A 25,873-nucleotide genomic window follows, 5' to 3' on the forward strand; every position below is an offset into this window, starting at 1 on the left:
GGATAGAAGCCCCCAACAACCCTGGGGGTCTGGAGAGTCAGGAGGATGACATGAGCTGGCAGCCAAACCATTTAGAACAGCAGCGGTTAGAAAAAGTGGCCCGCCTGGAGGAGGCAGGAATTGAAACATATCCTCTACGAACGGAACGCACCCATACTTCGGCCGAAGCGTTGGCGGCGTTTGCAGCGGATCCGGAAGGTGAACTTGCCGTAACGATATGTGGTCGGTTGGTGAGTATGCGCGATATGGGTAAGACGGTGTTTGCGCATGTGGTAGATGGCTACGGCCGTCTCCAACTCTTCCTGCGCCGTGAAGAAATCGGCGAAGAGAGCCACGCCATGTTCCGCAAGCTGTTGGATTTGGGCGACTTTGTGCAGGCTGCCGGCGTGCTTTTCCGCACCCGCGCCGGGGAAGTGAGTGTGCGCGTCACTGCCTGGAAGCTGCTTAGCAAAGCTGTCAGTCCCCTGCCGGTGGTGAAAGAGCAAGAAGTAGACGGCGAAATCGTCCGGTACAGCGCCTTTGCCGACGTGGAAGAGCGTTACCGCCAACGCTACGCCGACCTGGCCGTCAACCCCGAAGTACGCGACGTGTTTCGCGTTCGCGCCAAAACCATCAGCGCCCTGCGCCGTTTTTTGGACGACCACGATTTTTTGGAAGTAGAGACGCCTATTTTGCAACCTTTGTATGGCGGGGCAGCGGCACGGCCGTTTACCACCCACCACAACCAGCTCAAACAAGAACTCTACCTGCGTATTTCCTTCGAGCTGTACCTTAAACGGCTCATCGTCGGCGGCTACGAGCGTGTCTACGAAATCGGGCGCGATTTCCGCAACGAGGGTGTCAGCTTTAAACACAATCCCGAATTCACCCAACTGGAGTTTTATGCCGCTTATTGGGACTACAACGACGTGATGGACTTCACCGAGCGGATGCTAGCTTACGTCGCCGAAAGCGTTTTGGGCACGACCACCATCACCTACCAGGGACATACCATCAGCCTGGCCCCGCCCTGGAACCGCATCTCCATGCGCGAAGCCATCGTCGAATTTACCGGCATAGATTACGTGGATTATCTGGAAGCCGATCAGTTGGCACAAGCGATTCAGCAGATGGGCAAAGCGCGGGGCGCGGCCACGCAAACGCCGCCAGGGGCCAGTTGGGGCAAACTAATTGATGGTCTGCTGGGCGATTTTGTCGAGCCAAACCTGATCCAGCCGACCTTCATCACCCAATATCCGCGCGACATTTCGCCGCTGGCAAAAGGCATTCCTGGCGACCCGCTGCATGTGGAACGTTTTGAGTATTTCATCGCCGGCATGGAGATGGGCAACGCCTTTACGGAGCTAAACGACCCGCAAGAGCAGCAGCGCCGCTTTGAGGCGCTGCAAGAAATGTATGCCAAAGGGGACGAGGAATTGAACCCGATTGACGAGGATTACCTGCGGGCGATGCGCTACGGAATGCCGCCCAACGGCGGTTTCGGCACCGGCGTAGACCGCATCACCATGCTGCTGACCGACGAGCCAACCATCCGCGAAGTGCTGCTGTTCCCCCATTTGCGAGAGAGAGAGTAGGGGCAGTGTTCAGTGTTCAGTGTTCCGTATACTGAATACTGAACACTGAACACCCCACCCTACCATCCCACTGGCGACCAGGACGGGACCGAGGGCGGCCCAGGCGGCCAGTTCGCGCACCCAACGGCCGTGCCACGCCGCCGGCCACAAATTGGTCAGGGGGATAAGAGTGAGGATAAGCAGGATGACGACGGCCGTTAACCCCCGCCACCCACGTACATAATCCCGCCCCCACACGGCCCGCGCTGCCGCCACCAATCCTAACGTCACAAAGCCCAACAGCAGCCAATGCAAATAAGAGATGCGCAGATTGGCCCGCTCGCTCCAGAGGGCGATGGCCGGGACGGTAACGGCCAGCGTCGCTGTTGCTTTCATGCCCAAAAAGACCAGCGCCACCCGCCACTCGCTGCCGGCCAACCGCCACAGAATGACCACGCTTACCACCAGGCCCGACCCTACCAACAACCCACCCACGCTGCCGATCAACCGCGCTGCCGGTGGCAGTAAATTCACCGGAATGCCCAACAGAAAGAGAACCGGCAGGCCCATAATCAGCAAGGATTCGCTTTTGGCGGCCCAGGGGTGGCCGGCGGCGGCCGGAGTGGCGGCGTAGGCCAGCCCCAACACGGCCAGCACAAACCAGCCATCAGCAAACAAATCGAGAAATAAATGGGTGAGGGCGGCGGCGATGAGCGGGCTGCGGAGATTGAGAACGGCCGTTACCGCCACACCCCACGCCCCCAGCGACGCCAACAGCAAAAAAGCCAGCGCCCCATCCCACAAACGCAGCGGGCTGTTACGCACCGCCCCCTTCGTCGCCTGGCGATAGGCGAAGAGAAAGGCGTACCAGGCGAGCATGTTGAAGCTGGCAAGGATGGTGGAAATGGGCAGGCGCGCGCCGCCAAACTGCGCCGGACGGTAGCCATAGAGCAAAAAAGCGACGTAAGCGGCCAACGCCAGCAGCAGCGTCACCCGAATGATGTTGCGGAAACGGGCGTGCAGCGTCGGGGGGAACGGCCGTCCCGTCAGCGTTGGCAGCCAGGCAGCCATCAGGCCCATTACGGCCGGCGTTACCCAGCCAAAATACATCAGGTGCGAGTGGGCATGGCGGATGTTGCTGTATTGCAGCCCCCAGGGAAAGCCATACAGTAGACCAAACCGCAGCAGCGCCCCGGTGCTGCCGGCCAAAACAAAAAGCCCCAAGGCGCTGAGCCAGGCCCAGCGCCAGGGCAGAGAGGGAGAGTCAGGCATATGTGATGAACGTTGTTCTGTCAGGCGTAAAATGAGACGTTTGCACCCCCACATGCGAACGGCGGGCATCTGAGGATGCCCTACTCCTCAATCCATCCATTTAGCCTTGACGAGACACTACCAACTATCAACTATCAACTGTTTTTTACCATGAGAAGAAGCATGGCGACGGCCGTTTCCGCCACAATGCTGTGCGGTGTGTTGGCCGCCATATGGACCCACGTTCCGGCCTGGGCCGGCTGGCTGTGGCTGCCCACCGTCAGCTTCGCCTCACCCTGGAGAAAATGCAGGATGGCCGGCACGGCGGCCGTATGCTCCGATAATTCTTCACCCGCAGCAAAATGGAACAGAATGACGTTCACATCGGCCGTTTTTAACACCGTGCGGCTCAAAATTCCATCTTGCGGCGCATTGGCCGCCACTTCGGCCGGTAAATCAAGAATCTTGTAATTATCCATTTGATTATTGCGTGGCGTTGGCAGCCGGGGCGGGCGTAACCCGTTCGGCGGCCAATTGGGCCTGGCGGGCGTAATCAATTGCCATCGCTAACACGCGGGCCGCTTCTTGCGGGCTGTGGAAGCCGGTGCTGTTCTCCGAAGAGACGAAGTCCCAGCGCAGCGAGGCACGGCGATGCAGATAACGCGCCTCCGTCAACTGCTCGTCGGTGGCTCCCGCTTCCTGGGCGGCGACAATGGCGTCTATGGCGTCTAGAATCGCGTCCTCAGACAGGCGCAGCAGCTCGGCCGTGCGGTTTTGGATGGTGAGGATGCGTTCTTCCAGCAGCTGCTCATCTTGCTGGTGGCAGGTCTGGCAGGCGTTGTTGATATTGGTCAGCGGGCTGCGCAGCCAATGGTCGGAAATTTTCACTGCGCCTTCGCGCATATAAGGCATGTGGCAGTCGGCGCAGGAGACGCCGGATTGGGCGTGGACGCTGGTAGTCCACATTTCATATTCCGGGTGCTGAATTTTGATCATCGGCGCATTGGTTTCGGCGTGGGTCCAATCTTTGAACTCGTAGAGGTCATAATGGGCCTCAATATCGTCGACGTTTTTACCCTGGCTCCAGGGGAAGGTTAGCACTTTATTGTCACCGAGGAAGTAGTATTCGACGTGGCATTGGGCGCAAACATAGGTGCGCATCTCCTGGCGGCTGGCCTGGGTCAATCCACGCCCTGCGCTTCGAGGGCGTTGATGAGCGCCGGCCGGGTCAGGCGTAGACCCATCGTTTCCGGGTCGTGGCAATCGGCGCAAGAGGAGCCAACATGAAACTGCTCTTTCAGATCGTTATACGGGGTGTGGTTGAATTCCTCCCAACCCATTTCGGCAATCAGTTTTGGCGCTTCAGCGGCGTGGCAGTTGGCGCACGCGCTGGGCTGGTCCACCAACTGCACGCGCAAGGTGTTTTTCTGATCTATGGTGGTGTAATAGTGGCCGCGCTCTTCGTTGTGGTCTTTGCTAAAGGCATAGCCGGCCCAAATGCGCACCATCGCCGGGTATTTTTCCAGCTTGCTGTAAGGGATAGAACCGCCAAACGGCGTCCCTACCGTATCGTCTTGGGTGCGCATGAAAGAATCGTATTGGCGGGGAAAGTTTTGGCCCCAGACGGCCGGGTCCAGTTCGTCAGGGCTGATTGCGACGACGCGGAGCGGAAATTCGACTGTTTCCGCTTTGCGTTGTTGGATGTTGGTGAGCAGGGCAGCCAGCCCGGCCATGACAACCAGGCCAACGACAAAAGCGGCAACAGCCAGGAAAAGTGGCCGGCGGTTGGGGGATTCAGGTGGGGTATTGGTATTCATAGGTTCTCCTTTAAGAATGGTGGGGAATTTTCAGTAATCAGTGTTCAGTGGTCAGTGGTCAGTGGTCAACTGGCTACTGAACACTGATTACTGAACACTTCTCAACTAACGGCCGTGTCCTACCCCTGCATGGCAGGTCAGGCAGTCGGTGGGGTCGGCGCTGTCCTCGTGGCTGACGGCCGTGACCAGACTGCCGTGGCAATACAGACAGTTGTCGTAAGCCACCTGCCGATTCAGGTCGGTGATGCGGATGGGGTTGGGGAAATTACCGGTGGTAAAAGCCACGCTGTGGTTCCAGCCGTTGATGCCTTTGATGACATATTTGGCCGGGAACGTATGGGGGGTGTGGCAGTCGTTGCAGGCAGCGACGGCTTTGTGGCTGCCATGATTCCAGCCATCATACACCTCCTGCATCACATGGCAGTTGACACAGGCGGATGGATCGTTGGAGAAATAAGACGCGCCTTCGGCATAGGCAAAGGTATACCCACCCAGGCCAACAATGCCGCCGATGACGCCAAAAAGCAGCAGCCAGGACCAGAGGGGAACGGCCGTAAAAGCCCGACGCAGCGCCGATGAAGCAGGCGGATGGTTAGAAGAGTTTGATTCGCCCATAGATGATATCCTTTTGTACCGCTGTAGTACCCGTAAGCGGTAATCCGCAGGGCGCTACCTCTGGCAAATGCCAACGGAAAACGGGATACGGACTTCGGCCTACGGATAGGAGCAGGTGTGACGATTAGGAAGATCGCCTACCCATAGCCATAACATGGGGTATTGTACCGGGGTAAAGAGCAGGCGTCTTTGCGCCAGCGCAATGAGGGTAGGAGGTTTTATACGCGTAACGGTCACAATCTGACATCTTTGTCACCTTGTCAGATGTCACCTTGTCATCTTATCAGGTATATTATAAGCTGGTCAAGGGGGCCTTGCTTTCGGCCAGGTCATCAGCGATGGCCACCAGGTCATCCAGGTTGCGGATAAGCAGTTGTTCACGGCCGGTCTCTAGCAGGCCGCGCTGCTCCCAATTGCTGCAAATCCGGCTGACAGTAAACAACGTCGTGCCGGTCATTTCGGCCAGGTCCTGGCGGGTCAGGCTGAGCTGCGGCGCGGCGACCTGCGTAATGAGGCCATTGCGCTGCTGGATCAGGCGCAACACGGCGCGAGCAACGCGCTGTTCGACGCGCTCTGTAGCCAGTTCGCGGTAGCGATTTTGCAGTTCCCAAAAGCGCCCGGCCAGCATCTCGATGCCATTGATAGCCAGGCGGGGGAATTGTTCCATCAACAACAGCGCCGTTTCATGGTCCCAGCCGAGGGCCGTGGCATCGGTGGCCGCTTCGGCGGAAATTGGGTACTGGACTTTGCTGAGGACGGCGATGACGGCCATCTCGTTGCCGGGGCCAAAGTAATGGATGATCACCTGCCGCCCTTCGGGGGTGAGTTGGGCCAGACGCACATTGCCTTGCAGGATTACATAGAAGGTCGTGGCCGGTTCACCCTGATGAAAGAAAAAACCGCGCCGTTCTACCGAATAGATACGGCCGACCTGTAATGCAATCTGTAACTGGTCATCGGTTAGCCCGTGAAAAATGGTGCTGTTATGAAGCAGTTGTAGTTCTTGTTCGGTGGGATTGTATGCCATGCGCCAATCTTACCATGCTGGCCACATTGCCTCAAATAACAGCCAACACCATCGGCCAATGTCTACCGGCGCAAGGTCATAATCCGGCATTTTTGTCCTCTTGTCACCTTGTCCGGCATAATTACCGCACAACCAGCACCGGGCAGGTAAGCTCTTCCGCCAGGTGGTGGATGGTGACAGGAGGAAATTGTTCGTATTGGTCGCTGAGGATGAGCAGGCTGTTTTCTGACTCGTTGATGAACGCAATCAGGTCCTGGAGTTGGACGCCATACAGGCGGCGGTAGATGGCCTGAATCGAACGGCCGTCCAGCCGGTTCTGTATCGCATCTATGGCTTGCTGCGCGGCAGCATTGTCTGGCAGATAGAGGAGGATATAAAGACGGCCGTTTCGTTCCACCAGGTTCGTCGCCACAGACAAAGCGCGTTCGGCCGCCGCAGAGCCATCATACAACAGCAGCGGCGGCCGGTTAAGGTCAGCGTGGGGATGGACCAACAGAACGGCGCATTCCGCCTGGGAAACGGCCGTTTGCGCCGTAGACCCCAGGCGCGGCGCGCGCACCAACGAATGGCTGACGCGCCCCAAGACCAACAGATCGCTGTCCAGAGTAGCCTTTAACAAAGCCGGCGCAACGACGCCGCGCAAAATCGTGAACGAGTGCTTGATCTGACGACTTTCGGCCAACTGCTGAAAGCGACGCTGCGCCAGCGCCGCCTGCCCGCGAAGCTGCTCCGCCATTTGCAGCGTATCCATTTTAAGCGTGGTCGTGCTGGGAAAACGCAGCTCACAGGCAAAAGGCAGCTGCGCCAGCCGCAGCAGGTTGATATCTTCCACATACAGCCCTTGCAGTTCAACATCCAGGCGTTCGGCCAGGGAAATGGCCGCCTCCAGCGCCGCCAGGCTGTGCGGCGAAGTGTCTAAAGCGACGAGAATGCGGCGAATTTTCATCTCAAGAATCCTTTACCGGTCGGATAATCTGCGCCGCCTCACCTTTTTTATCTTCCGTCGGCGGCGGGGCGGCAAAAGCGCGCTGCTGCTCGGTTAGCTTTTCTAAATAGGCCACGACACGGCCGTTGATGCTGTCTGGCGGATAGCGACCAGACTCATCGGCTGCTCCGGCGGGAATGCCGGTGAGCAGTTCGATGCCTTCGTCTACGTGGGCGATGGGGTAGATGTGGAAACGGCCGTTAGCCACCGCTTCGACCACATCAGACCGCAGCATCAGATGTTGGACATTGGCTTGCGGGATCAACACCCCCTGGTCGCCAGGCAAACCGGCCGCATCGCGCGCCTGGCACAGATCAAAAAAGCCCTCGATTTTCTCGTTGACGCCGCCGATGGCCTGGACCTGACCATATTGGTTCACCGAGCCGGTAACGGCCAGCGATTGTTTGATGGGCGCGCCAGACAGGGCCGACAACAGAGCATACAACTCCGCCGACGAGGCGCTGTCGCCATCCACGCCGCTGTAGGACTGCTCAAACACCAGACTGGCAGACAGGGAAAACGGCCGTTCCGCCGCATACCGCGCCCCCAAGAAGCTGGACAAAATCAGCACCCCCTTTGTATGAATGGGGCCGCCCATCTCCACCTGCCGTTCGATGTCTATCACCTCTCCCTTACCCAGGCGCGCGCGGGCAGTGATGCGGCTGGCGCGACCAAAGCTGAAGGCGCCCAATGTGTACACCGCCAGACCATTGATCTGGCCGACCACAGCGCCCTGGGTGTCTATCAGGATGGTGTCTTGGAGGATGGCTTCTTGAATACGTTCACGGATACGGCCGTGCCGGTATAACTGCGCGTCCAGGCTGTTCTGCACATCCATGCGCGTCACCACATCGCGCCCCGCCTCGCCGGCCCAATAACTCGCCTCGCGCAGTAAATCGGAAATGCTCTGCATGTGGGTAGACAGTTTCCCGGCATCGCCGGCCAGCCGGGCGCTGGTTTCGATGATCAAAGCCACCGCTTCCCGGTCAAAATGGCGCAAGTTTTCCTTACGCGCCAGCGTGCCGACCAGTTGGGCATAAGCCAGATTATTGGCTTCGTCGCGGGCCATATCATCTTCAAAATCGGCTGCCACTTTGAATAGTTCGGCAAAATCGGGGTCATAGTGGTGCAGCAGATAATACAATGCGCGGTCGCCCATCAACACCACCTTCACGGCCAACGGGATGGGTTCCGGCTCCAGGGAAACGGTGCTGATCAAACTGGCGGCCTGGGCCAACGATTCCAGGCGGATTTCTTGCGCCCGCAGCGCGTGCTTCAAACCTTCCCAGGCAAAGGGTTGCAGCAGCACTTTGCGCGCATCCAACATCAGGTAGCCGCCGTTGGCCCGGTGCAGCACGCCCGGCTTGATGAGGGTGAAATCGGTGAACAGCGTGCCCATCTGCGAGATATGTTCCGTGCGGCCGATGAGGTTGTTGTAGGCGGGCTGGTCTTCGTAAACGACGGGCGCGCCGCTGCTCTGGCTGTGGTCTATGATGACGTTGACCTGATAGCGGGTAAAACGCAGCGGGCCGCTGTCGCGTTCACGCCCACCCATGACAGCGGCCGCGGGCGGTTCTTCTTCGCCCAGAAAATCATCTGCATGTTTGACAACGTTGGTTTGCACGGCCGTTAAATAAGCCAATACCGCCTCCAACCCGTCATACGTTTGCCGCAGTTCATGAAATAAAGGGGTAATGGCGTACATCGCCACATCGTCATTGAGTTTCTTGAGACGCTTTTGCAGTTCCCGCTGCCATTGGGGCAGTTGGATCATAATGAGTTGCAGCCGTTCTTGCAGCGTCTGAATCTGGCTTTCAATCGCCTTTTGCTCTTCAATGGAGAGCTTCATAAATTCTTCCGGGCTGATGACTTCGCGGTTTTTCAGCGGCGCAAAGGCAAAGCCGGCCGGCGTGCGAATGAAGGCGATGTTGTTTTCGCTGGATTTTGCCTTTAAGTCATCCAAAGCCTGGATTTCGCGCTGCTTAAATTCTTCTTCGATGACCTTTTTTTGATTGTGATATTCGTCGCTGGCAAAAGCGGATGGCAGCACGGTCATCAGGTCTTCGACAAGCTGCTGCATATCGGCGCGGAACCGCCCGGCGTGGCCGGCGGGCAGCCGCAGCGCGCGGGGTTTGTGGGGCTGATCGAAATTGAAGATGTAGCACCAATCGTCGGGAGTGGGTTGTTGGGCGGCTTTGTGTAGGAGGTACTGCTGCACGGCCGTAAACTTGCCCGTGCCGTTGGGTCCCAACGCAAACACATTAAAGCCTTCGTGTTGGATACCAATGCCAAAATGAATCGCCTCTACGGCCCGCTGCTGCCCGATGATGTCGGCCAGATCAGCTAAATCGGCGGTGGTCTGAAAGTGGAATTGCTGCGGGTCACACAGTTGGCGCAGCTTGTTGGCAGCCAATGGGCTGAGAAAAGTGCTGAGAAATGGGCTGAGAGTTGCCATTACACGCCTCTCTTGGGATGATTCCTTCTAGTTTTAAGATGTCAATCACCGTTTGTGCCGCCTGCGCCGGTGTTTTGCTCGCCGTTCTAACAATCACTTCTGGCGCAAATGGCGGCTCATAGGCGACGCCAATGCCAGGGACGTAATCGGTGTCGGCGTTGTACTGGCCGGTGGAATCGCGGCTGCGACAAACGTCCAAAGCGCAGTCCAGATACACCTCGGCAAACACTGGGCAGCAGCGCCGGGCCTGCTCGCGGTATAGGCGGCGGTTGCCGGTGGCCGCGATGATGACATTGGCTCCCTGGCGGGCAAACTGAGCGGCCAGACCGATGATCGCCTGGTAGAACCAGCGGCGTTCAGCGTCGGTATACTCTGGTTTGGGGGTTAACAACGGCCGTATATCGCCAGCGTCTAAGATAAGTGTAAAAATGCGCTCATCGGCCAACAAATCATGGACAGCCTTCGCCAATGACGTTTTTCCCGACGCCGGCAAACCGGTTATCCAGACGACAAATCCCGCTGATAGATTGGACATGGCTCTTTCCCCTGCTTTATGGCCTGCCGGCCGTTTGTCAACTACCCATTTGGCGAACCGCGAATAATGAAGGTGGCGCAGGTGGCGCCCCGCAGCACTTTCTCCGTCACGCTGCCATACACCCATCGGCCAATCCCGGAACGACCGTGACTGCACATGGCAATAAGGTCTGCGTTCTGGCTGACGGCCGTGTCCAGAATCGCCTCGGCGGCCGGTCCCATGACCGTTTGCATACTAATACTAATAGGTAGATCAGCCACCGGCAGGCTGACCAACAACTGGCGCAGATAGGCGTCGGCAGTGTCACGCTCCATCTCATCCACCGTGCTGAGCAGTTGAGCCATGGCATAAGTTTCAACTGCCAGGAGCGCCGGCGGAACCACCCGCAGCAGGCAAACCGCGGCGGACATAGCCTGCGCCAACGTTAGCACAGGCTGCAAGACCTGCTCGGCCAGCGGCGACCCATCCAGACAAACCAACATTTTGCGGAAAGTCACCGGCGGCGGCACTTCTCCGGGGCGAATAATCAGGCTGGCGCAGCACGCCTGGCGCAGCACTTTTTCGGTCACGCTGCCATAGACCCACCGGCCAAACCCGGAACGGCCGTGGCTAGACATGACCAGCAGATCAATATCCTGCTTTTGGGCATATGCCAGAATTTCTTCCGCAGCCGGACCACTGGTAACGGCCGTGCGCACCAACACCCCGGCCTCAGACCACTTTGCGCCTGTCAGGGCCAGATAATCGCCGGCCTCCGCTTCGCTTAAACTTAGCGTTTCCGCATACAGCGGCGGGTCTAGGGCTAAAAACAAAGGGGGAACAACACGCAGCAAGTGAACAACACACCGCCCCTGGCCGGCCATGGCCCTGGCAATGGCCAAGGCCGATGGCAGCGCCCTCTCCGCCAGCTCGGAACCATCCAGCGGAACTAAGATACGTTGGCAATGAAACATGGTACACCTCCTTTTCAGAGCTATAACCACTCTCATCCTACAGGTTAAGGCAATCATCATGCCCAGAGAAGTGAATAATGTCATCACCCCGCTTGATAAAACTCATACGTGGCAATGCGCCACACGCGGCCGCCTGATTTTCCTTGTTGGATGAAATGCCCATAAAAGCTATACTTAAGTCCATGTCATTTCTACGAATTCTCCTGGTTGACGATCATGAAGTGGTGCGGTTAGGGTTACGTAGTTTGTTGGATCACCACGCCAATTTTGAGGTAGTGGGTGAAGCGGCCGCCGAAGCCGAAGCGGTGCAGAAAGCGCTGGAACTGGAACCAGATATTGTCCTGATGGATATTCGCCTGGCAGGTGGCAGCGGCGTGGACGCCTGCCAACAAATCACGGCCGCCATGCCCCACATAAAAGTAGTTATGTTAACATCGTATGCGGAAGATGACATGCTCTTCGCCGCCATTCGCGCGGGGGCGGCCGGTTATGTTCTTAAACAAGTCGGCAGCAACGATCTGATCCGGGCTATCGAATCCGCCTCACGCGGCGAAGCCACACTAGACCCTTCCCTCACACAGCGCGTTTTCTCCGAAATTCGCCACTCCATCCAAAAAGAAGAAGCTGCCGCCTTCGGCGACCTGACAGCCCAGGAAATGCAGGTGCTGTCGCTGATTGCTGAAGGAAAGACAAACCGCGAAATTGCTACCGCCCTGTTTCTCAGCGAAGGCACAGTACGCAATTATGTCAGCAGCATTCTTTCCAAGCTGGGCGTCTCCAACCGGGCCGAAGCAGCCGCCTACGCCATCCAGCATCATCTGAAAGATTATCTTTAGCAGCCTGTAGTCCATGACCCAACCAGATCGGTTACTGAACGAAGAGGCCTATACGCGCCCGCAGTTAGCCAGCCGCATCCGACAGCTTGCGGCGCTAAATTCGGCGGCTCTGGCAATTGCCGCTGAATTGACGCTGGAAAATGTGCTGAAGCAAATTGTGGATTCGGCGCGTGAGTTGGTTGGGGCGCAGTATGCCGCGCTGGGTGTGCCGAATGCCGACGGCCGTTTGGACACATTTATCCACAGCGGGATGCCCACCGAACTGGCAAAACGCATCCCCCACCTGCCACAAGGTCACGGCTTGTTAGGCGCGCTCATTCATGATCCGCAGCCCATTCGCATTCCTCGCATTGCCGATGACCCGCGTTCTGTCGGTTTTCCGCCCAACCACCCGCCCATGGAAAGTTTCTTAGGCGTGCCCGTCCTGGCGGCCAACGACGTTTTGGGCAATTTGTACCTCACCAACAAACTAGAAGCAGATGAGTTTAGCGCGTATGACCTGGAATTGGTGGAGATGTTGGCCGCCCATGTGGCTATCGCCATTCAAAATGCCCGGCTATACGAACAAGTCGGCCGGCTGGCTATTGTGGATGAGCGGGCGCGCATTGGCATGGATTTGCATGATGGCATCATTCAATCCATCTACGCGGTGGGGCTTATTCTAGAGTCCACCCGGCTAGAGATTCAGAAGAGCCATATGGCCGAGGCCGACATCCTGTTGGAAAACGCCATCATAGGGCTGAACGACACCATCCGCGACATTCGCAACTTTATTCTGGACCTGCGGCCACATCGCTTCAGTGGCAATCTGGAGCAGGGTTTGTCCCGGTTGGTGCGCGAGTTTCAGGCCAATACCATGATCCCGGTGACGCTGTCTGTGCCGCCGGATGTGGTGGCGATATTGTCTACGCCGGTGGTGCGGGCGATTTTTCTGACAACGCAAGAGGCGTTGGCAAACATTGCCCGCCATGCGCGGGCCAACCAGGTTTCTATCATCGCCCGGCGGGGGGCTAGAGGGGTGGAATTGGTGATAACGGATAACGGCCGTGGCTTCGACGTCTCAGCCATGAAACAGGCGGTGGGGCATGGTCTGGCCAACATGCGCGCCCGCGCCGAAGAGCTAAAAGGGACGTTTAGGATTCAGACAGCTCCGGGTAAAGGCACAACCATCTGCCTGACTTTCCCCATTCAATAAAGAATCCACCGATCACCAGAAAATTCGTTAAATCCGTGTCATCCGTGTATCAATTTTATTTTTCCGATAGGCTGCTAACAGCCTTCATTCTTTGTGATTGGCGGCAAAGTAATCGAGAAAATCGGTTACGGTGATAATCCCCACCAAATTCTCCCCCTCCACTACCGGCAGCGCACCAAATTTATACATACTTAAAATCTCGGCCGCCCGATAAGCGGGAGTTTCCGGTGAGACAGTGACCGGGTTGGGCGTCATGCAGCTTTCGGCCGTTACCTGATCCAGCAGATCTTCATCCTGACGCCGTTCATGGAGGACCATGGGCGAATTCATGACCAGGCGCACGTCGCGGTCGGTGATAATGCCGACCAATTTGCCATCGGCCACGACGGGCAGATGGCGATACCCCTCTGATTTCATCATGCCGATCATGTCACGCATGGTTGTTTCCGGCGCAATGACATCGGGCACTACTGTCATTAAATCGTATACCGTGAGCATGGTTTACTCCTTCCTGATTGCCCAATAGCGGCAGTATGTCGTCATAATCTAGGCTAAGTTTACCTGATTAGGGAGGTGATGGGCTTGTGGCGAATGTCATGCAAGTGTGATGACGTTTATCCCTCATACGGCCGTTTGCCCACCCTTTTTCGCGTGACATTGATCCCGGCAAAGTATGACATTCGGTACTACAGGGTCCCCTATGATTCACATACACTCTCAGGCAGACTCGTTAACTGGAAGGAATTTTCGCCTGTCATGGAAAAAGTGCGATTGCTGATAATTGATGAACATGAAGCAGTGCGCAATGCCCTGGCAACTCGTCTCAGTTCCTCCCCCGCCATTGCTGTTGTGGCTACAGCCCATGCCTTAAGCCAGGAAAATTCAGCCCAAATGGATGCAGCGGATGTGGCTTTGTATGGGCTGAAGAGCAGCAGCGACGCAGACCTGGACACGACGATTGCTGTGGTGGAAGAGCTGACATGCCGGCGCACGGCCGTCATCATTCTAACTTCTTACGCCGATGATATTGAGCGGGAACTGCTGCTGAAATCTGGCGCGTATCGCTACCTGCTGAAAAACATCAATTCCAACCAGCTTATCGCTGAAATTCTGGAAGTAGCCGCCGAAGTGCGCCGACCAACTTCTTGATGCCCGAACGCCGTTTACGGCCGTTGCCCCTCTCCCATCCACCCTCATCTAACCTGATTGACTACACGACAAAAGCTGCCCGGCATTCTGTTCATTTTGCGTTTCTCCGCGTCTCACGATTAGCAGCAACCTGGATTCAGCGCGTAACACCGTTTTGTGGCAGACCCACGACTTCTTATAGATTCAATTCGACAAAATAGTAGACCATATGTTCTAATTATGGTATAATGGATTTGTTGTCGGCCATTTTAGAATAAAAGCAAAAGGAGATTCACATGCAAATCATGACGACTTACCCCAATGGTATTTTTAACTGGGTGGACCTGACCACTACCGACCCGGAAGGAGCCAAAGCATTTTACTGCGAGCTGTTTGGCTGGGAGGCAAAAAACCTGCCGACTGGCGGCGGCCCAGATTACGTCATGTTCCGAATGAATGGTTATAATGTGGCCGGGGGCGGCGCCATGCCCCCAGACATGGAGGCGCAAGGCATACCACCATTTTGGGCTTCTTACATCAAACACGACAACGTAGACGACATTGCCGCAAAAATTACGGCCGCCGGAGGCGCCTTGATCATGCCGCCCATGGACGTAATGGAAGAAGGACGCATGGTAATGGCCACGGACCCACACGGCGCAACGTTTGGCGTATGGCAGCCGGCCAACCACATCGGCGCGCAGCTGGTAAATGTGCCTGGAGCGCTTGTCTGGAACGAGCTGCAAACCCGCGACACGGCCGCCGCCCAATCGTTTTTCGGGGCTGTATTTGGCTGGACGTTTGATACGGACGAGAATGGGTATGTGATGTGTAATGTAGACGGCCGTACCCAGGCCGGTATGATGGCCATAGATGAAAGTTGGGGCGACGTTCCACCCAATTGGGCCGTTTACTTCATGGTGACAGACGTGGAAGCCAGCGCCGCCAAAGTACAAGAATTGGGCGGCAATCTGCTCCTTCCCAGCACCCCTGCCGGAGAAATGGGCAAATTTGCCGTCGTTCAGGACCCGCAGGGCGGCGTTTTTACCATCATGCAATTCGATGGTCCGGTTGACCCGCCACCGGGGTATTGAGCATCTTTCACCCAGCCCTGACAGGTGGCCGGAAACCTGTCAGGGCTGGCAGAATATCTCATTCCGCAACAATCAAGGCGATGTCCAAAATTTCCACCTGAAAGCTGTGACCGGAAGCCACCAGGCTGACATCTTCAATAAATGCTGGCAGCGGCGCGCCCTGGCGGGCCAATTCTGTCAACAGATCTGCCTCGTAGAAGAAAATCTGACCCAGCGGAATTCGTTGATGGGTGTCTTGTACAACGGCACACGAGATGCAGGCGTCTGGCGTTGTTGGTGAAGGGTCGCCGCTGCTAAAAAAACCATGCTGCCAGGTGCGCTTCACGCCGCGGTCATCGGTGTAATTGACCCGCACAAACAGGGGACATTCACTGCCCTGAATGCCACAGACACCCAGGCTGTGACCAACAATCTGAAAAGTAAGCAGCAGCCGCAGGGCTTCATAGTCTGTCACATCTTGCCCGATGACTTGCCGCAGCCGCACGTCGGCATGACCAATGCCTTCACGGGCGAAGGCCACTGCCGGTTCGCCGCCCACTTCCACAATTTCCGACCGGCCGCCCGGTTGATCCGCTAATTCGACATTCCAAACATACAGGGACCACTCGGCCCAACTGTCATAAAAATCACCATTACGCACCAGGTTGCGACTGCTGGTTAGCGGGCCAACTGGCTGACGGTCAGCAGCGATCTCTGCCCGCTGACCAGACTCCAGCCGCAGATTTTGGGCGGCGGCCAATACGTCGGCCCGGCCGTCTTGCACAGAGACCTGGGCGGCGGCGCTGTCTACCACCAAGGCATATTGTCCTGCCTCGGCAATGGAAACCTGGCCATGAGGCGTGTTGATGACGATGAGTAACGGCCGTATTCCGTCCTGGGGCATGGTAATTTGGATACGGCCGTGTTCCAGGTACATCTGCAAAAGCTGCGCTTCGTCGCTGGCGGTAAAACGGGGCGCATTGGCTTCTTCCACAACAACCAATGACCGGCTGTAAATTTGCAGCCGGGTTAACAGGGTTTGTGGCTCATCGGGTGGGTAGACAAGCAGCGAGGCGGTGGAGGTCTCATCTGTCAGAATACGCGAGCCGATTTCGGCCGGCAGGCCGGTTTCACCAACCAGCACAACACGGGATTCACCGGAAAGGTATTCGACGCGCACGGTTCCCTGGTTGGCCTGGACGATGGTCCCCAGCCCTTTTTTCATGTTTTGTAGGGCAGCATTCACGCTCACCGGAACGGCCACCGTTATAATCATGCAGGCGGCAAAACTGACCAGCAGTACAATCCAGGACAGCCGCTGCCGTTCAACATATGCTTCTTCACTGTAATGGGTCATAACCAACGCACCCTAAAGCCGGCAAACTCGCCAGTTGCCGGACTTCGCTCCGATTCCACCCGATCCACATGGGCCGCAGGCGAGCCATAGCGCAAAAATTGGGCCAATTGATTGAGCTGCGGTTCTGGCCCTTCGGCGACAACACGCACGGAGCCATCGGACTGATTGGCGACCCAACCGGTAAGCTGCAAACGATGCGCCTCGCGTTCCGTGAAATAGCGGAAGTTGACCCCTTGCACACGGCCGTATACCACAGCTTCTAATCGTTCATCCATTCCCGAACACTCCCGCGCGGGCGACACCCATCGTCACCGCTCACCATTTATTATACCTGGCCGGTGCGGCTGGCTCAGGCTGCGTAGGGCGATCAACGAACAATCATGCCGCATTCGTCGTCTGCTGATGGCCGGCTGCCAGGTGGCGCAAAATGCGCCCGGCAATGCCCGGCCCACCATATACCAGGCCGGTATAAAGCTGGACCAGCTTTGCACCGGCATCCAGTTTGGCCTGCACATCAGCGGCGGTAGACACGCCACCCACGCCGATAATCGGCAGGCGGCTGCCGGTTTGCCGGGCGATATAGGCGATGATTTCAGTGCTGCGGGCAGCTAACGGCCGTCCACTCAATCCCCCATCTTCCTGTACAGCCGACTGCAACCCAACCCGGCCGAGGGTGGTGTTGGTGGCAATCAGGCCATCCACGCCGGCCGTCTGTACAGCGTCCAGGATTTCATCCAGCTCAGCCCAGGTAAGGTCCGGGGCGATTTTGACGAGTAACGGCCGTGGGCGTATCTGGTGCTTTTGCGCCAGACGGCCGTTCTCTGCCACCAACACACCCAATAAATGCGCCAGATAGCTGCCACCTTGCAGCTCGCGCAGCCCTGGCGTGTTGGGCGAACTGATATTGATCGCCAGGTAGTCGGCATAGGGATACACAGCGTGCATCACCAGGAGATAATCTTTGTCGGCTTCGGCCAGGGGAGTTTGTTTCTGTTTTCCCAGACTGACGCCCAGGATAAACGGCCGTTCCCCAGCCGCCAACGGCTGTTCCCCAGCCGCCAATGCCCGCAGCCGGGGCAGCGCCCGCACCACCCCGCCATTGGGAAAGCCCATGCGATTAATGATGGCCTGGTCTTCTGGCAGGCGAAATACACGCGGCTTGGGGTTGCCGGCCTGCGGCCAGGGCGTCAGCGTGCCCACTTCCACATGCCCAAAACCCAACATGCCTAATCCGGCGGCCACCCGCGCATCTTTGTCAAAGCCGGCGGCAATGCCCAACACGTTGGGAAACGTCAGGCCAAAAGCATCCACCGGGCTGAGGGGAATATTGCCGGCAATGCGCCGCAGCACAGATTGGCCGCCGGTGCTGTTTTGCGCCTTTTCCAGAGCCACGAGGGTGCGATCGTGGGCGGTTTCGGCGTCTATTTTCTTGAACACAGGGAAGAACAGCTTATCGTAGAGTGTCATGGGCAGAATTGTAATGGAATCGCGGAAGAGCGTCCATGTGGCACAAAAAAGTCCCTGGCAGTTTTTAATGCCAGGGACCGGAACTCCTCATAAACAGCGCTAGCAGCTTGTCGGAGAAGATACGTTTCTCCGAACAAAAATGATTTCGGTGTAAACTTTGGGTATGGCAAGAAAATTCAGAACTGCTGATTACGAAAAGACCCTGGACCTGCAAATCACCTTGCGCGATGTCCTGCCACCCGACCATTTGGCTCGCTTCATTGTCGCTGTCGTCGCCCAACTTGATTTGGGGATCATGTAGAAAGTATAGTGAGCAGGTGCGCCACCATACGCCCCGGAAGTGATGTTGGGATTGCTGTTCTACAGCTATGCCAGCGGCGTATTCAGTTCGCGCAAGATTGAACGCGCCACCCATGAGGTGATTCCCTTTCGTTTCATTACCGGTGACATGCACCCCGACCATGACACGTTGCGGCTTTCCGCCACAATTTCTGGCTGAACTGAAAGAGTTGTTTGTCCAGATACTGTTGATTGCCCAGGCGATGGGCTATTTGCAATTGGGTAACGTCAGTCTGGATGGCAGCAAAATCCATGCCGATGCGTCCAAGAGCAAAGCGGTCGTTACCAGCGGCTGTTGGCTATCGAAGCCTATCTGCAAGCCAAGTCGAGGAGTTGTTCACTTTGGCTGAGGTTGCCGATGGAGGACAACTGCCCGAAGAGATGAACATTCCCGATGAGATTGCCCGACGCCAGCAGCAATTGGCGCGGCTGGCCGAAGCCAAGAAGGTGCTGGAGGAACGCGCCCAGGCCCGGTATGAAGCCGGCAAGCCGAATACGAGGCCAAGATGCAAGCCCGGGCCGAAAAGACCGACCCACAGGGAAAAAGCCGCCGGGCAAACCACCGCAGCCACCCACTCCAGGACCCAGAGATAAAGACCAGTACAACTTCACCGACCCGAATCGCGCATCATGAAAACGCCACCAACAGCGGCTTGACCAACATTATAACGTCCAGGTAGTGGTTGACCATGACAGTCGTCTGGTAGTGGGCAATTGGTTGTGTGACCATACCAACGATAAACAGGCCGCCCTGCCAACTCTCGACACCGTACCACCAGTCGTGGGTCACGAAAAGGTCAATTTGGACACCGGCTATTTCAGCGAAACAACATCGCCAGCTTGGAAGCGCGGCATTGACCCCCATCGCCACCGGTCGCCCACACCATCAGGGTTGGCGTGCCTTTTCCTGGACAATCCCAACCCGCCCCCAATGATGCTTCCGTCAAAGAGCAAATGGCTTACAAACTGCAGACCACCCTCGGCAAAGCCCACCTGCGCAAATCGACGGTTGAACCGGTTATCGGTATCGAAACCGGGTTCCGCGTTCTCTGCGAGGCCTGGTTGCTGCCGGTGGCGAATGGACATTGGTTTGTCGGCTTACAACTTGAAACTTGCATCCTTGTGGTATGGGGCGTTATTGCCCCCCCTTGCCCAAACGGGCTAAAACCGTGCAAAATCATGGTAATGAGGCAAATATGAGTTGCAAACTGCTTGTCTTGATGCTTTGAAATCGTTATTTGTCTATCATCGGGCCTTCAGAAGATATTTTTCCGACAGCCTGCTAGGGAAGGGGTAGCGGATGGTGGATGACGGCCGTATCAAACCAGCTAATCATCATCCAGGCGCAGCAGTGACAGGAACGCCTCCTGCGGCACTTCCACATTGCCGATCATCTTCATGCGCTTCTTGCCTTTCTTTTGCTTTTCCAGCAATTTCTTCTTGCGCGTAATGTCGCCGCCATAACACTTTGCCAGCACATCCTTGCGCAGCGCCTTCACATTAGCCCGGCTCACCACTCGATTGCCAACGGCCGCCTGAATCGGCACTTCAAACATTTGCCGGGGTATCTCTTTTTTCAACTGCGTCACCAACCGCTGCCCGCGGTGATAAGCGTCATCCTCATGCACGATCATCGCCAGGGCGTCGACCGGCTGCTTGTTGACCAACACATCCAATTTCACCAATGGCGACGTCCGGTAGCCGGAAAATTCATAATCCATCGAAGCATAACCGCGCGTCGCGCTCTTCAAGCGATCATAAAAGCTGACGATCATTTCCGCCAAGGGCAGATCAAACTTCAGCACCACCCGGCCAGGAGCCGGATATTCCTGGCCCACAAATTCACCGCGGCGTTTAATCGCCAAATCCACGATCACGCCATAATAACTGTCGGGCGTAAAAATTTGCACGTGCATCCACGGCTCACGGATTTCATCTATGATGCTTGGGTCTGGCAGATCGGCCGGACTTTCAATAATAACCGTCTCGCCGGTATTCGCCATGACAACTTCATAACGCACGCTGGGAGCAGTCGCCACCAGGTCCAGGTCGTATTCTCGTTCTAACCGTTCCTGGATGATTTCCATGTGGAACATGCCCAAAAAGCCGCAGCGAAAACCAAAATTAAGCGCGTCGGAGGTTTCCGGTTCAAACACCAGCGATGCGTCATTGAGTTGCAGGCGTTCCAGGGCTTCTTTGAGTAAGGAATAATCTTCACCTTCAGTCGGATAAAAACCGGCAAACACCATCGGCTTAACGGCTTCGTAGCCAGGCAGGGGGGTTTCGGCCGATTTATCCTTCAGGGTAATGGTGTCGCCGACGCGACATTCGCGCACAGTTTTGAGGCCGGTAGCCACGTAACCTACTTCACCGGCCGTCAGTTCTTGCACCGGTTTCATGGCCGGGCTGAAAATGCCGATTTCAATCGGTTCAGTCACCACGGCGTTGGACATCATTTTGATCCATTGGCGATCTTTGAGTCTGCCGGCGAACAAGCGCACATAGGCAATAACCCCTTTATAGGAATCGTAATGGGAATCAAAGACGAGGGCCTGGAGGGGGGCGTCGGCTTCGCCAGATGGCGGCGGGACGCGGCGCACAATGGCTTCCAACACAGCTTCGATGTTGGTGCCCATTTTAGCGCTGATGGGTATCACTTCTTCGGCCGGAATGCCGGTGATGTTCTCGATCTCTTCGGCGACGTCGTCAGGCAGGGCGGCCGGTAAATCGATTTTGTTGACAACGGGGATGATTTCCAGGTCAGCCTCAACCGCCAGGTAGAGGTTGGCCAGGGTTTGGGCTTCAATACCCTGAGTAGCGTCTACAACAAGTATGGCCCCTTCACAGCTAAGCAGCGCCCGGCTGACTTCGTAGCCGAAGTCTACATGGCCGGGTGTGTCTATCAGGTTCATTTCATAGGTCTGACCATCTTTGGCGGTGTAACTCATGCGCACAGCCGAGGCTTTGATGGTAACACCCTTTTCACGTTCCAGGTCCATATTGTCCAGGACCTGTTCTTGCATTTCCCGCTCGGACAACGTGCCGGTCGCCTGCAACATGCGATCCGCCAGCGTGGATTTGCCGTGATCAATATGGGCAATGATACAAAAATTACGGATATGGCTCTGATTCATGCGGCCAAGTATAACAAATTGGCGCAGTAAAGGGTAAAACGGACAGGGGCGGATTGGCATTCTCCGCCCCTATGTCCACTCGACGGCAAAACTGTTCAGGCAACAACGATTCTATGGGTGAGCCCTTGAATAAACTCTTCCAGGTTTTGGTTGGTATTACGGAGGAGAGACGGCCGCTGCGTAACCACCTGTGTCACATCGTCAGCCAAATCACTGCCGCTGTCCGTCACAATCACCATACCGTTGCCAGCATTCAACGTTTTTAGCATTGTTTTGATACGCGCATCGTGCCGCAAAACGTCACCATTTCGACCACCAGATGGCAAAATGAGCCAGCAATCTTGTTCAAAGTCAATCGGTTTGTCCGCCAGAGAAAAGTCCGCCTTTAAGGCTACCCCTTGTCGGCTGAACACCAGTCCGTCAAACAGGCTGACGCTTTTGATCGGCAGGCCCGCCTGGCGAAACTGATGCAAGAAGTGAATAACCTCTAGCTCATCAAACCCGTCGCCTATCAAGATGTACGCCGGTGCTCGCTTCTTCTTCTTGTTGCGATATGGTAACGACATGATTATCCTCGCGTTGTTAGCTGCCCCTCGAAACCATTCATGTTAACGTTTTGCTTGCCGATGAACCGCAGCTAGAACCCGCCGAGTTGGCAGGAGCCAGCGCTGCTGCCAACGCAGAAACCATCTAAATTTGCACCGCCGGTGGCAGCTAATTGAACAAAGCCTGTTGTCGTTGAAGCAAACAAGACGGCCGCTAACAAAACGAACAAAACTATAACCACAACGAACACTTTCACATTTTTAGACATCGTAATTCTCCTTTTCCCGATTCTCCAAGATATTTATTTTTCCTTTGCCTTCAACAAAGGTATGGATACCTTACACAATTTTTCCCATTTTGATCTGCAAACTAGCTGCAAACTAGCTACAAATCAACTACAAATTTGCCGAAAAATGTCCGTTTCTTGCGTTAACTGGCGTATCTGATCTATGATCGCTTGTAGAATTTAAGTCGGGAACAAATGATTCCGCTGTGAAAAGCATGGTGAAATACGGTTCTATTGTTAGCTGGGATGGGATTCTTCCTCGAAGACTCGTCAGAATGACCAGGTTCTACTAACCTATGATCACTGTAGTTTTCACTAACAGGTTGGCGGAGAACTCAAGATAGGTACACGAATTGGACGGATAGGACGGATTTTCACAGACAAATCACCAGAAAATCCGTGTAAATCCGTGTCATCCGTGTACCAATTTTTACTTTTCCGACAGGCTGCTGGATTTGTTACGATTAAACCCGTCGAGAGACTCAAAGGGTTGTACGTTGTTGAGAGATACCCTTCGGGTCTTCTCGTCACCTGAATTGGGAAGATACCGATGACACGCAAATTAATAACCCCGGATGACGTGATCGAAGCGCTGCGGGTATGGCATGGCAACGAAACATCTAATTGGCCGCTGGCGCATCTACGCATAGGATTGGAAGCTGCTTACAACGAAGAGGCTTATAGCAGCCTGGCTGAAGGAGGCCCCTCAGCGCAGAATCGGGCGATTTTGAGCTGGGGTCTGGCTGTGCTGCGCTCTGTTTCGCCAGAAGCGGAAGATTTGCTGCGCGAACGATTTGAACATCGCCGGGACGTACTGGCCGTTTCCAATCGTTTGAACGTGTCGGAATCCAGTATTTATTACCGTCAGCGGCAGGCGATTAACCAGCTGACGGATATTTTGAACAGCCTGGAAGAAAGCAGCAGCAATAACTGGCGCGAACGCATGGTTAACCGGTTGGAACTGCCATCGTATTTCCGGTTGGTGGGTATTGAGGAAGCGCGCCAGACTCTTTGGGAAGCGATTTCGCCGCAAAGCGGTGATTTTATCATTTCAATTGATGGGTTAGGCGGCATGGGCAAAACCGCCCTGGCCGACCAGTTGGCCCGTGACGCGATTGAATCTATGCAGTTTGACGAAATTGCCTGGGTCACGGCTAAACAGACGCATCTTTCGACGTTGGGGCGGTTGAAGGTGGAAACGGGACGGCCGTCGCTGACCTTCCCCTTGTTGATTGATAAACTGGCCGACCAGTTTGACATCCCCATGAACTCCTTTAATTCCCAACTCCAGCGCCAAAAAATAACCAAACAATACCTGCGCGAACGCATGTGCCTGGTGGTGGTGGACAACCTGGAGACCGTCGCCGATTATCGCAACCTGCTGCCATCCTTGCACAAGTGGCAAAATCCGAGCAAGTTTTTACTGACCTCCCGCTTTCGTCTTTTAGACGAAACAGGCGTCTTCTCGCTTTCACTGAAAGAATTATCAGCGGCGGCCGCATATGAATTGATCCGGTTAGAGGCCCGGCGCACCGGGTTTGCCCATCTGGCGCAAGCCGACGAAGAAGATCTGAAGCCAATTTACGAGGCGGTTGGTGGCAATCCATTGGCCCTGAAGCTGATCGTGGGGCAGCTAAAATTCCGCTCTTTACCTCGTGTCCTGGACCGATTTACGCAGGGTAGTGGCGAGTACAGCCGCGATGAATTGTTTGAATACATTTACCGCGAAATCTGGGAAACCTTGCAGGATGACAGCAAGATGACACTGCTGACACTAACCCAGGCGGGCAGCACCGGTTTTCCATTTGAGCATCTGGTGGAGGTTTCCGGTCTGGTGGAGAACGTGGTGGATAGCTGTCTAGAAAAGCTCATTTTGTTGTCACTGGTAGACATCGCCGGCAACCTTGTTGAGCGACGTTACCGTCTGCACCGCCTGACAGAAGTTTTTTTGCTAAAAATGTTTGATCAAGTATGACAGGCACAATTACGGAACAACAAAAATGGGCAAAGGTGCTGCGCCAGCAAAAGCTGGCCAATGCCGAACGCTGGCTAAAAGTGATCAGCGGAAAAACCGACCTGAGCACCTTTGTCCAGAACGATTATGATAACTTATTACGCGCGATAGAAACGTCGTTGGAACAGCCAGATTCCTTTGACCTGGCTTATCAACTGATTCGGGCATTGGATTCCTTTGCCCTGGGATATGCCGATTGGGACAGATGGCTGCACTATCTTGAACTGGCGCGGATGACCAGCGGTGTATTGCAGCGACCAGAAGAACAGGCGAATCTTCTGACGATGATCGCCGCTATTTTTATGAACCAGGGGGATTTGGACAAAGCTGGCCGTTACTTTCGTGAAGCGGCAGATACGTTTAAGCAGGTTGGCAATAAGCAAAATTATGGCATGGTGTTAGGTAAGTTATCAAACGTCTACGTTTTGCAAGACAATCTGGTGATGGGCGAAAGCCTGTGCCAGGAAGCGTTGAAAATTGCTTGCGCCGCGCAAGATGACATGGCGATTGGGTTGGCGCACCTGGATTTGGGGCAAATCTATCTCAAAGCGCAAAATTGGCAGGAGGGATTGGCAGCGACGCAGCAAGCCTATGCCATATTTTTGGCGTTAGGTAACAAGCGTTCTGTGATTTTGGCGATGCTGAATCTGGTGAATTTTCAGGTTCAGTTGGGGCGCTGGGTAGAGGCAGAGGTGGCTGCCAGTGATCTGCTGGCGCTGTTGGATGATTCGGCGGATATTCAGGTGATCATTCAAGTGAAGAATAATTTTGGCATGATGGCTTTTAATCAGGGAAACCATCCGAAGGCGGAACAGCTTTGGCAAGAAGCGCTGCAGCTCAATTCGCAGGTGCAAAACCCGACGGAGATGGCCAGTTTGTATAATAATTTGGGGATGGTATATACCAAATTGAGGGAATGGGATACGGCCGTTGCCATGCTTCTAGAGTCGGCCAGACTCTATCAGGAGTTGGGCGACCACTTTTTGTGGGCCAATGCCCAGGACAACCTGGCGGAACTGTATGAATTAAAAGGGGAAACGGCCGTGTCCCGCCAGATTTTAACCGCCGCCATTGCTAATTTGCGGGCCATCTCCCCCCAAAGCCCCCACCACCAGGAACTGCTGGACGTTATGACTTCTCGTCTGCATTCGCCAGACAACCCAGCTTGATCTTTGCTCCGCCAATTTCGGCTCTTTAGATACTGGTCACGATTTAGTGACACGGAGCTGTACCGAGAAGTCACAAAGTAACGCCGAGTTTTTCTAGCAGTTCCTCCGTGATCCTCCGTGCAGCCTCCGTGATTCTCT

The 25,873-nt window shown here is 55.5% G+C and carries 26 protein-coding genes and 1 pseudogene; 11 read left to right on the forward strand and 16 right to left on the reverse strand.

Going from position 1 to position 25,873, the window contains the following annotated elements:
- The first annotated feature begins 50 nt into the window (after positions 1 to 50).
- Positions 51 to 1,574 (forward strand): lysine--tRNA ligase, encoded by a 1,524-nt coding sequence (gene lysS / locus IPM39_16470; protein MBK8987646.1) that lies wholly within the window; start codon positions 51 to 53, stop codon positions 1,572 to 1,574.
- A 9-nt stretch (positions 1,575 to 1,583) separates the two neighbouring features.
- On the opposite strand, the gene IPM39_16475 is transcribed toward lysS, so the two are convergent.
- The 9 genes and pseudogenes from IPM39_16475 to IPM39_16515 all read right to left on the reverse strand — a co-directional run bounded on the left by IPM39_16475 (position 1,584) and on the right by IPM39_16515 (position 11,191).
- Complete coding sequence (locus IPM39_16475; protein MBK8987647.1) at positions 1,584 to 2,825, reverse strand: hypothetical protein; 1,242 nt, start codon at positions 2,823 to 2,825, stop codon at positions 1,584 to 1,586.
- A 134-nt stretch (positions 2,826 to 2,959) separates the two neighbouring features.
- Positions 2,960 to 3,283: a cupin domain-containing protein gene (locus IPM39_16480; GenBank protein ID MBK8987648.1), complete on the reverse strand. Its 324-nt coding sequence runs from the start codon at positions 3,281 to 3,283 to the stop codon at positions 2,960 to 2,962.
- Between the two features lie 4 nt (positions 3,284 to 3,287).
- A pseudogene (locus IPM39_16485) lies at positions 3,288 to 4,621 on the reverse strand (ammonia-forming cytochrome c nitrite reductase subunit c552).
- 105 nt (positions 4,622 to 4,726) lie between these two features.
- On the reverse strand, positions 4,727 to 5,236 hold the full coding sequence (gene nrfH, locus IPM39_16490; protein MBK8987649.1) for a cytochrome c nitrite reductase small subunit: 510 nt from the start codon (positions 5,234 to 5,236) through the stop codon (positions 4,727 to 4,729).
- A 292-nt stretch (positions 5,237 to 5,528) separates the two neighbouring features.
- A complete protein-coding gene (locus IPM39_16495) occupies positions 5,529 to 6,263 on the reverse strand; it encodes a Crp/Fnr family transcriptional regulator (protein ID MBK8987650.1) in 735 nt (244 codons plus the stop codon).
- A gap of 121 nt (positions 6,264 to 6,384) precedes the next feature.
- Positions 6,385 to 7,209: a universal stress protein gene (locus IPM39_16500; GenBank protein MBK8987651.1), complete on the reverse strand. Its 825-nt coding sequence runs from the start codon at positions 7,207 to 7,209 to the stop codon at positions 6,385 to 6,387.
- Position 7,210: 1 nt separating this feature from the next.
- Positions 7,211 to 9,703, reverse strand: a complete 2,493-nt coding sequence (locus tag IPM39_16505; protein MBK8987652.1) for an AAA family ATPase — start codon at positions 9,701 to 9,703, stop codon at positions 7,211 to 7,213.
- Positions 9,630 to 10,238: an adenylyl-sulfate kinase gene (locus tag IPM39_16510; GenBank protein ID MBK8987653.1), complete on the reverse strand. Its 609-nt coding sequence runs from the start codon at positions 10,236 to 10,238 to the stop codon at positions 9,630 to 9,632. The genes IPM39_16505 and IPM39_16510 overlap by 74 nt, the downstream gene beginning before the upstream one ends.
- Positions 10,239 to 10,279: 41 nt before the next feature.
- The gene (locus tag IPM39_16515; GenBank protein ID MBK8987654.1) at positions 10,280 to 11,191 is read right to left on the reverse strand and encodes a universal stress protein; all 912 of its coding nucleotides are present in this window, start codon (positions 11,189 to 11,191) and stop codon (positions 10,280 to 10,282) included.
- A gap of 182 nt (positions 11,192 to 11,373) precedes the next feature.
- On the opposite strand from IPM39_16515, the gene IPM39_16520 reads away from it, so the two are divergent.
- On the forward strand, positions 11,374 to 12,027 hold the full coding sequence (locus IPM39_16520) for a response regulator transcription factor (protein ID MBK8987655.1): 654 nt from the start codon (positions 11,374 to 11,376) through the stop codon (positions 12,025 to 12,027).
- 13 nt (positions 12,028 to 12,040) lie between these two features.
- Positions 12,041 to 13,222, forward strand: a complete 1,182-nt coding sequence (locus IPM39_16525; protein MBK8987656.1) for a GAF domain-containing sensor histidine kinase — start codon at positions 12,041 to 12,043, stop codon at positions 13,220 to 13,222.
- An 84-nt stretch (positions 13,223 to 13,306) separates the two neighbouring features.
- Here IPM39_16525 and IPM39_16530 read toward each other — a convergent pair whose 3' ends face one another.
- A complete protein-coding gene (locus IPM39_16530) occupies positions 13,307 to 13,720 on the reverse strand; it encodes a CBS domain-containing protein (protein ID MBK8987657.1) in 414 nt (137 codons plus the stop codon).
- 258 nt (positions 13,721 to 13,978) lie between these two features.
- Between IPM39_16530 and IPM39_16535 the strand changes: the two genes are divergently transcribed.
- Together IPM39_16535 and IPM39_16540 are read left to right on the forward strand one after the other, a co-directional pair.
- Entirely contained in the window at positions 13,979 to 14,371 is a 393-nt protein-coding gene (locus IPM39_16535; protein ID MBK8987658.1) for a response regulator transcription factor, read from the forward strand.
- Positions 14,372 to 14,655: 284 nt separating this feature from the next.
- On the forward strand, positions 14,656 to 15,444 hold the full coding sequence (locus IPM39_16540; protein MBK8987659.1) for a VOC family protein: 789 nt from the start codon (positions 14,656 to 14,658) through the stop codon (positions 15,442 to 15,444).
- Positions 15,445 to 15,502: 58 nt separating this feature from the next.
- Here IPM39_16540 and IPM39_16545 read toward each other — a convergent pair whose 3' ends face one another.
- From IPM39_16545 to IPM39_16555, 3 genes are all read right to left on the reverse strand, one after another.
- A complete protein-coding gene (locus IPM39_16545; GenBank protein MBK8987660.1) occupies positions 15,503 to 16,780 on the reverse strand; it encodes a hypothetical protein in 1,278 nt (425 codons plus the stop codon).
- Positions 16,777 to 17,055, reverse strand: a complete 279-nt coding sequence (yccX, locus tag IPM39_16550; GenBank protein MBK8987661.1) for an acylphosphatase — start codon at positions 17,053 to 17,055, stop codon at positions 16,777 to 16,779. Before yccX ends, IPM39_16545 begins: the two co-directional genes overlap by 4 nt.
- A 103-nt stretch (positions 17,056 to 17,158) precedes the next feature.
- Complete coding sequence (locus IPM39_16555) at positions 17,159 to 18,247, reverse strand: quinone-dependent dihydroorotate dehydrogenase (GenBank protein MBK8987662.1); 1,089 nt, start codon at positions 18,245 to 18,247, stop codon at positions 17,159 to 17,161.
- 163 nt (positions 18,248 to 18,410) lie between these two features.
- Here IPM39_16555 and IPM39_16560 point away from each other — a divergent pair, with 163 nt between their 5' ends.
- From IPM39_16560 to IPM39_16575, 4 genes are read left to right on the forward strand one after another with little or no spacing between them, the layout of a single operon-like run.
- Positions 18,411 to 18,548: a hypothetical protein gene (locus IPM39_16560; GenBank protein ID MBK8987663.1), complete on the forward strand. Its 138-nt coding sequence runs from the start codon at positions 18,411 to 18,413 to the stop codon at positions 18,546 to 18,548.
- Between the two features lie 42 nt (positions 18,549 to 18,590).
- A complete protein-coding gene (locus tag IPM39_16565; protein ID MBK8987664.1) occupies positions 18,591 to 18,746 on the forward strand; it encodes a transposase in 156 nt (51 codons plus the stop codon).
- A complete protein-coding gene (locus IPM39_16570; protein MBK8987665.1) occupies positions 18,709 to 18,936 on the forward strand; it encodes a hypothetical protein in 228 nt (75 codons plus the stop codon). The genes IPM39_16565 and IPM39_16570 overlap by 38 nt, the downstream gene beginning before the upstream one ends.
- Positions 18,929 to 19,180 carry a hypothetical protein gene (locus IPM39_16575; protein MBK8987666.1) on the forward strand — a complete coding sequence of 84 codons (252 nt, stop codon included), beginning with the start codon at positions 18,929 to 18,931 and terminating at the stop codon, positions 19,178 to 19,180. Before IPM39_16570 ends, IPM39_16575 begins: the two co-directional genes overlap by 8 nt.
- A 734-nt stretch (positions 19,181 to 19,914) precedes the next feature.
- On the opposite strand, the gene lepA is transcribed toward IPM39_16575, so the two are convergent.
- The 3 genes from lepA to IPM39_16590 all read right to left on the reverse strand — a co-directional run bounded on the left by lepA (position 19,915) and on the right by IPM39_16590 (position 22,534).
- On the reverse strand, positions 19,915 to 21,720 hold the full coding sequence (gene lepA, locus IPM39_16580) for an elongation factor 4 (GenBank protein MBK8987667.1): 1,806 nt from the start codon (positions 21,718 to 21,720) through the stop codon (positions 19,915 to 19,917).
- Positions 21,721 to 21,815: 95 nt separating this feature from the next.
- Positions 21,816 to 22,286, reverse strand: coding sequence for a DJ-1/PfpI family protein (locus tag IPM39_16585; protein ID MBK8987668.1), 471 nt, complete (start codon positions 22,284 to 22,286; stop codon positions 21,816 to 21,818).
- 71 nt (positions 22,287 to 22,357) lie between these two features.
- Complete coding sequence (locus tag IPM39_16590; protein MBK8987669.1) at positions 22,358 to 22,534, reverse strand: hypothetical protein; 177 nt, start codon at positions 22,532 to 22,534, stop codon at positions 22,358 to 22,360.
- Between the two features lie 568 nt (positions 22,535 to 23,102).
- Here IPM39_16590 and IPM39_16595 point away from each other — a divergent pair.
- On the forward strand, positions 23,103 to 24,527 hold the full coding sequence (locus IPM39_16595) for a hypothetical protein (GenBank protein MBK8987670.1): 1,425 nt from the start codon (positions 23,103 to 23,105) through the stop codon (positions 24,525 to 24,527).
- Complete coding sequence (locus IPM39_16600) at positions 24,524 to 25,735, forward strand: tetratricopeptide repeat protein (protein ID MBK8987671.1); 1,212 nt, start codon at positions 24,524 to 24,526, stop codon at positions 25,733 to 25,735. The genes IPM39_16595 and IPM39_16600 overlap by 4 nt, the downstream gene beginning before the upstream one ends.
- Positions 25,736 to 25,873 lie beyond the last annotated feature (138 nt).

Origin of the sequence: Candidatus Leptovillus gracilis, from assembly GCA_016716065.1 — a bacterium.
Taxonomy (GTDB): domain Bacteria; phylum Chloroflexota; class Anaerolineae; order Promineifilales; family Promineifilaceae; genus Leptovillus; species Leptovillus gracilis.

Excerpts from the sequence above, each read along its gene's own strand:
- yccX (MBK8987661.1), bottom strand. The coding sequence starts at position 17,055 with ATGGATGAACGATTAGAAGCTGTGGTATACGGCCGTGTGCAAGGGGTC.
- IPM39_16530 (MBK8987657.1), bottom strand. The coding sequence starts at position 13,720 with ATGCTCACGGTATACGATTTAATGACAGTAGTGCCCGATGTCATTGCG.
- nrfH (MBK8987649.1), bottom strand. The coding sequence starts at position 5,236 with ATGGGCGAATCAAACTCTTCTAACCATCCGCCTGCTTCATCGGCGCTG.
- IPM39_16540 (MBK8987659.1), top strand. The coding sequence starts at position 14,656 with ATGACGACTTACCCCAATGGTATTTTTAACTGGGTGGACCTGACCACT.
- lysS (MBK8987646.1), top strand. The coding sequence starts at position 51 with ATGAGCTGGCAGCCAAACCATTTAGAACAGCAGCGGTTAGAAAAAGTG.
- lepA (MBK8987667.1), bottom strand. The coding sequence starts at position 21,720 with ATGAATCAGAGCCATATCCGTAATTTTTGTATCATTGCCCATATTGAT.
- IPM39_16590 (MBK8987669.1), bottom strand. The coding sequence starts at position 22,534 with ATGTCTAAAAATGTGAAAGTGTTCGTTGTGGTTATAGTTTTGTTCGTT.
- IPM39_16545 (MBK8987660.1), bottom strand. The coding sequence starts at position 16,780 with ATGACCCATTACAGTGAAGAAGCATATGTTGAACGGCAGCGGCTGTCC.
- IPM39_16555 (MBK8987662.1), bottom strand. The coding sequence starts at position 18,247 with ATGACACTCTACGATAAGCTGTTCTTCCCTGTGTTCAAGAAAATAGAC.
- IPM39_16595 (MBK8987670.1), top strand. The coding sequence starts at position 23,103 with ATGACACGCAAATTAATAACCCCGGATGACGTGATCGAAGCGCTGCGG.
- IPM39_16525 (MBK8987656.1), top strand. The coding sequence starts at position 12,041 with ATGACCCAACCAGATCGGTTACTGAACGAAGAGGCCTATACGCGCCCG.
- IPM39_16495 (MBK8987650.1), bottom strand. The coding sequence starts at position 6,263 with ATGGCATACAATCCCACCGAACAAGAACTACAACTGCTTCATAACAGC.
- IPM39_16585 (MBK8987668.1), bottom strand. The coding sequence starts at position 22,286 with ATGTCGTTACCATATCGCAACAAGAAGAAGAAGCGAGCACCGGCGTAC.
- IPM39_16510 (MBK8987653.1), bottom strand. The coding sequence starts at position 10,238 with ATGTCCAATCTATCAGCGGGATTTGTCGTCTGGATAACCGGTTTGCCG.
- IPM39_16535 (MBK8987658.1), top strand. The coding sequence starts at position 13,979 with ATGGAAAAAGTGCGATTGCTGATAATTGATGAACATGAAGCAGTGCGC.
- IPM39_16505 (MBK8987652.1), bottom strand. The coding sequence starts at position 9,703 with ATGGCAACTCTCAGCCCATTTCTCAGCACTTTTCTCAGCCCATTGGCT.
- IPM39_16480 (MBK8987648.1), bottom strand. The coding sequence starts at position 3,283 with ATGGATAATTACAAGATTCTTGATTTACCGGCCGAAGTGGCGGCCAAT.
- IPM39_16515 (MBK8987654.1), bottom strand. The coding sequence starts at position 11,191 with ATGTTTCATTGCCAACGTATCTTAGTTCCGCTGGATGGTTCCGAGCTG.
- IPM39_16500 (MBK8987651.1), bottom strand. The coding sequence starts at position 7,209 with ATGAAAATTCGCCGCATTCTCGTCGCTTTAGACACTTCGCCGCACAGC.
- IPM39_16565 (MBK8987664.1), top strand. The coding sequence starts at position 18,591 with ATGTTGGGATTGCTGTTCTACAGCTATGCCAGCGGCGTATTCAGTTCG.
- IPM39_16520 (MBK8987655.1), top strand. The coding sequence starts at position 11,374 with ATGTCATTTCTACGAATTCTCCTGGTTGACGATCATGAAGTGGTGCGG.
- IPM39_16570 (MBK8987665.1), top strand. The coding sequence starts at position 18,709 with ATGACACGTTGCGGCTTTCCGCCACAATTTCTGGCTGAACTGAAAGAG.
- IPM39_16475 (MBK8987647.1), bottom strand. The coding sequence starts at position 2,825 with ATGCCTGACTCTCCCTCTCTGCCCTGGCGCTGGGCCTGGCTCAGCGCC.
- IPM39_16560 (MBK8987663.1), top strand. The coding sequence starts at position 18,411 with ATGGCAAGAAAATTCAGAACTGCTGATTACGAAAAGACCCTGGACCTG.
- IPM39_16600 (MBK8987671.1), top strand. The coding sequence starts at position 24,524 with ATGACAGGCACAATTACGGAACAACAAAAATGGGCAAAGGTGCTGCGC.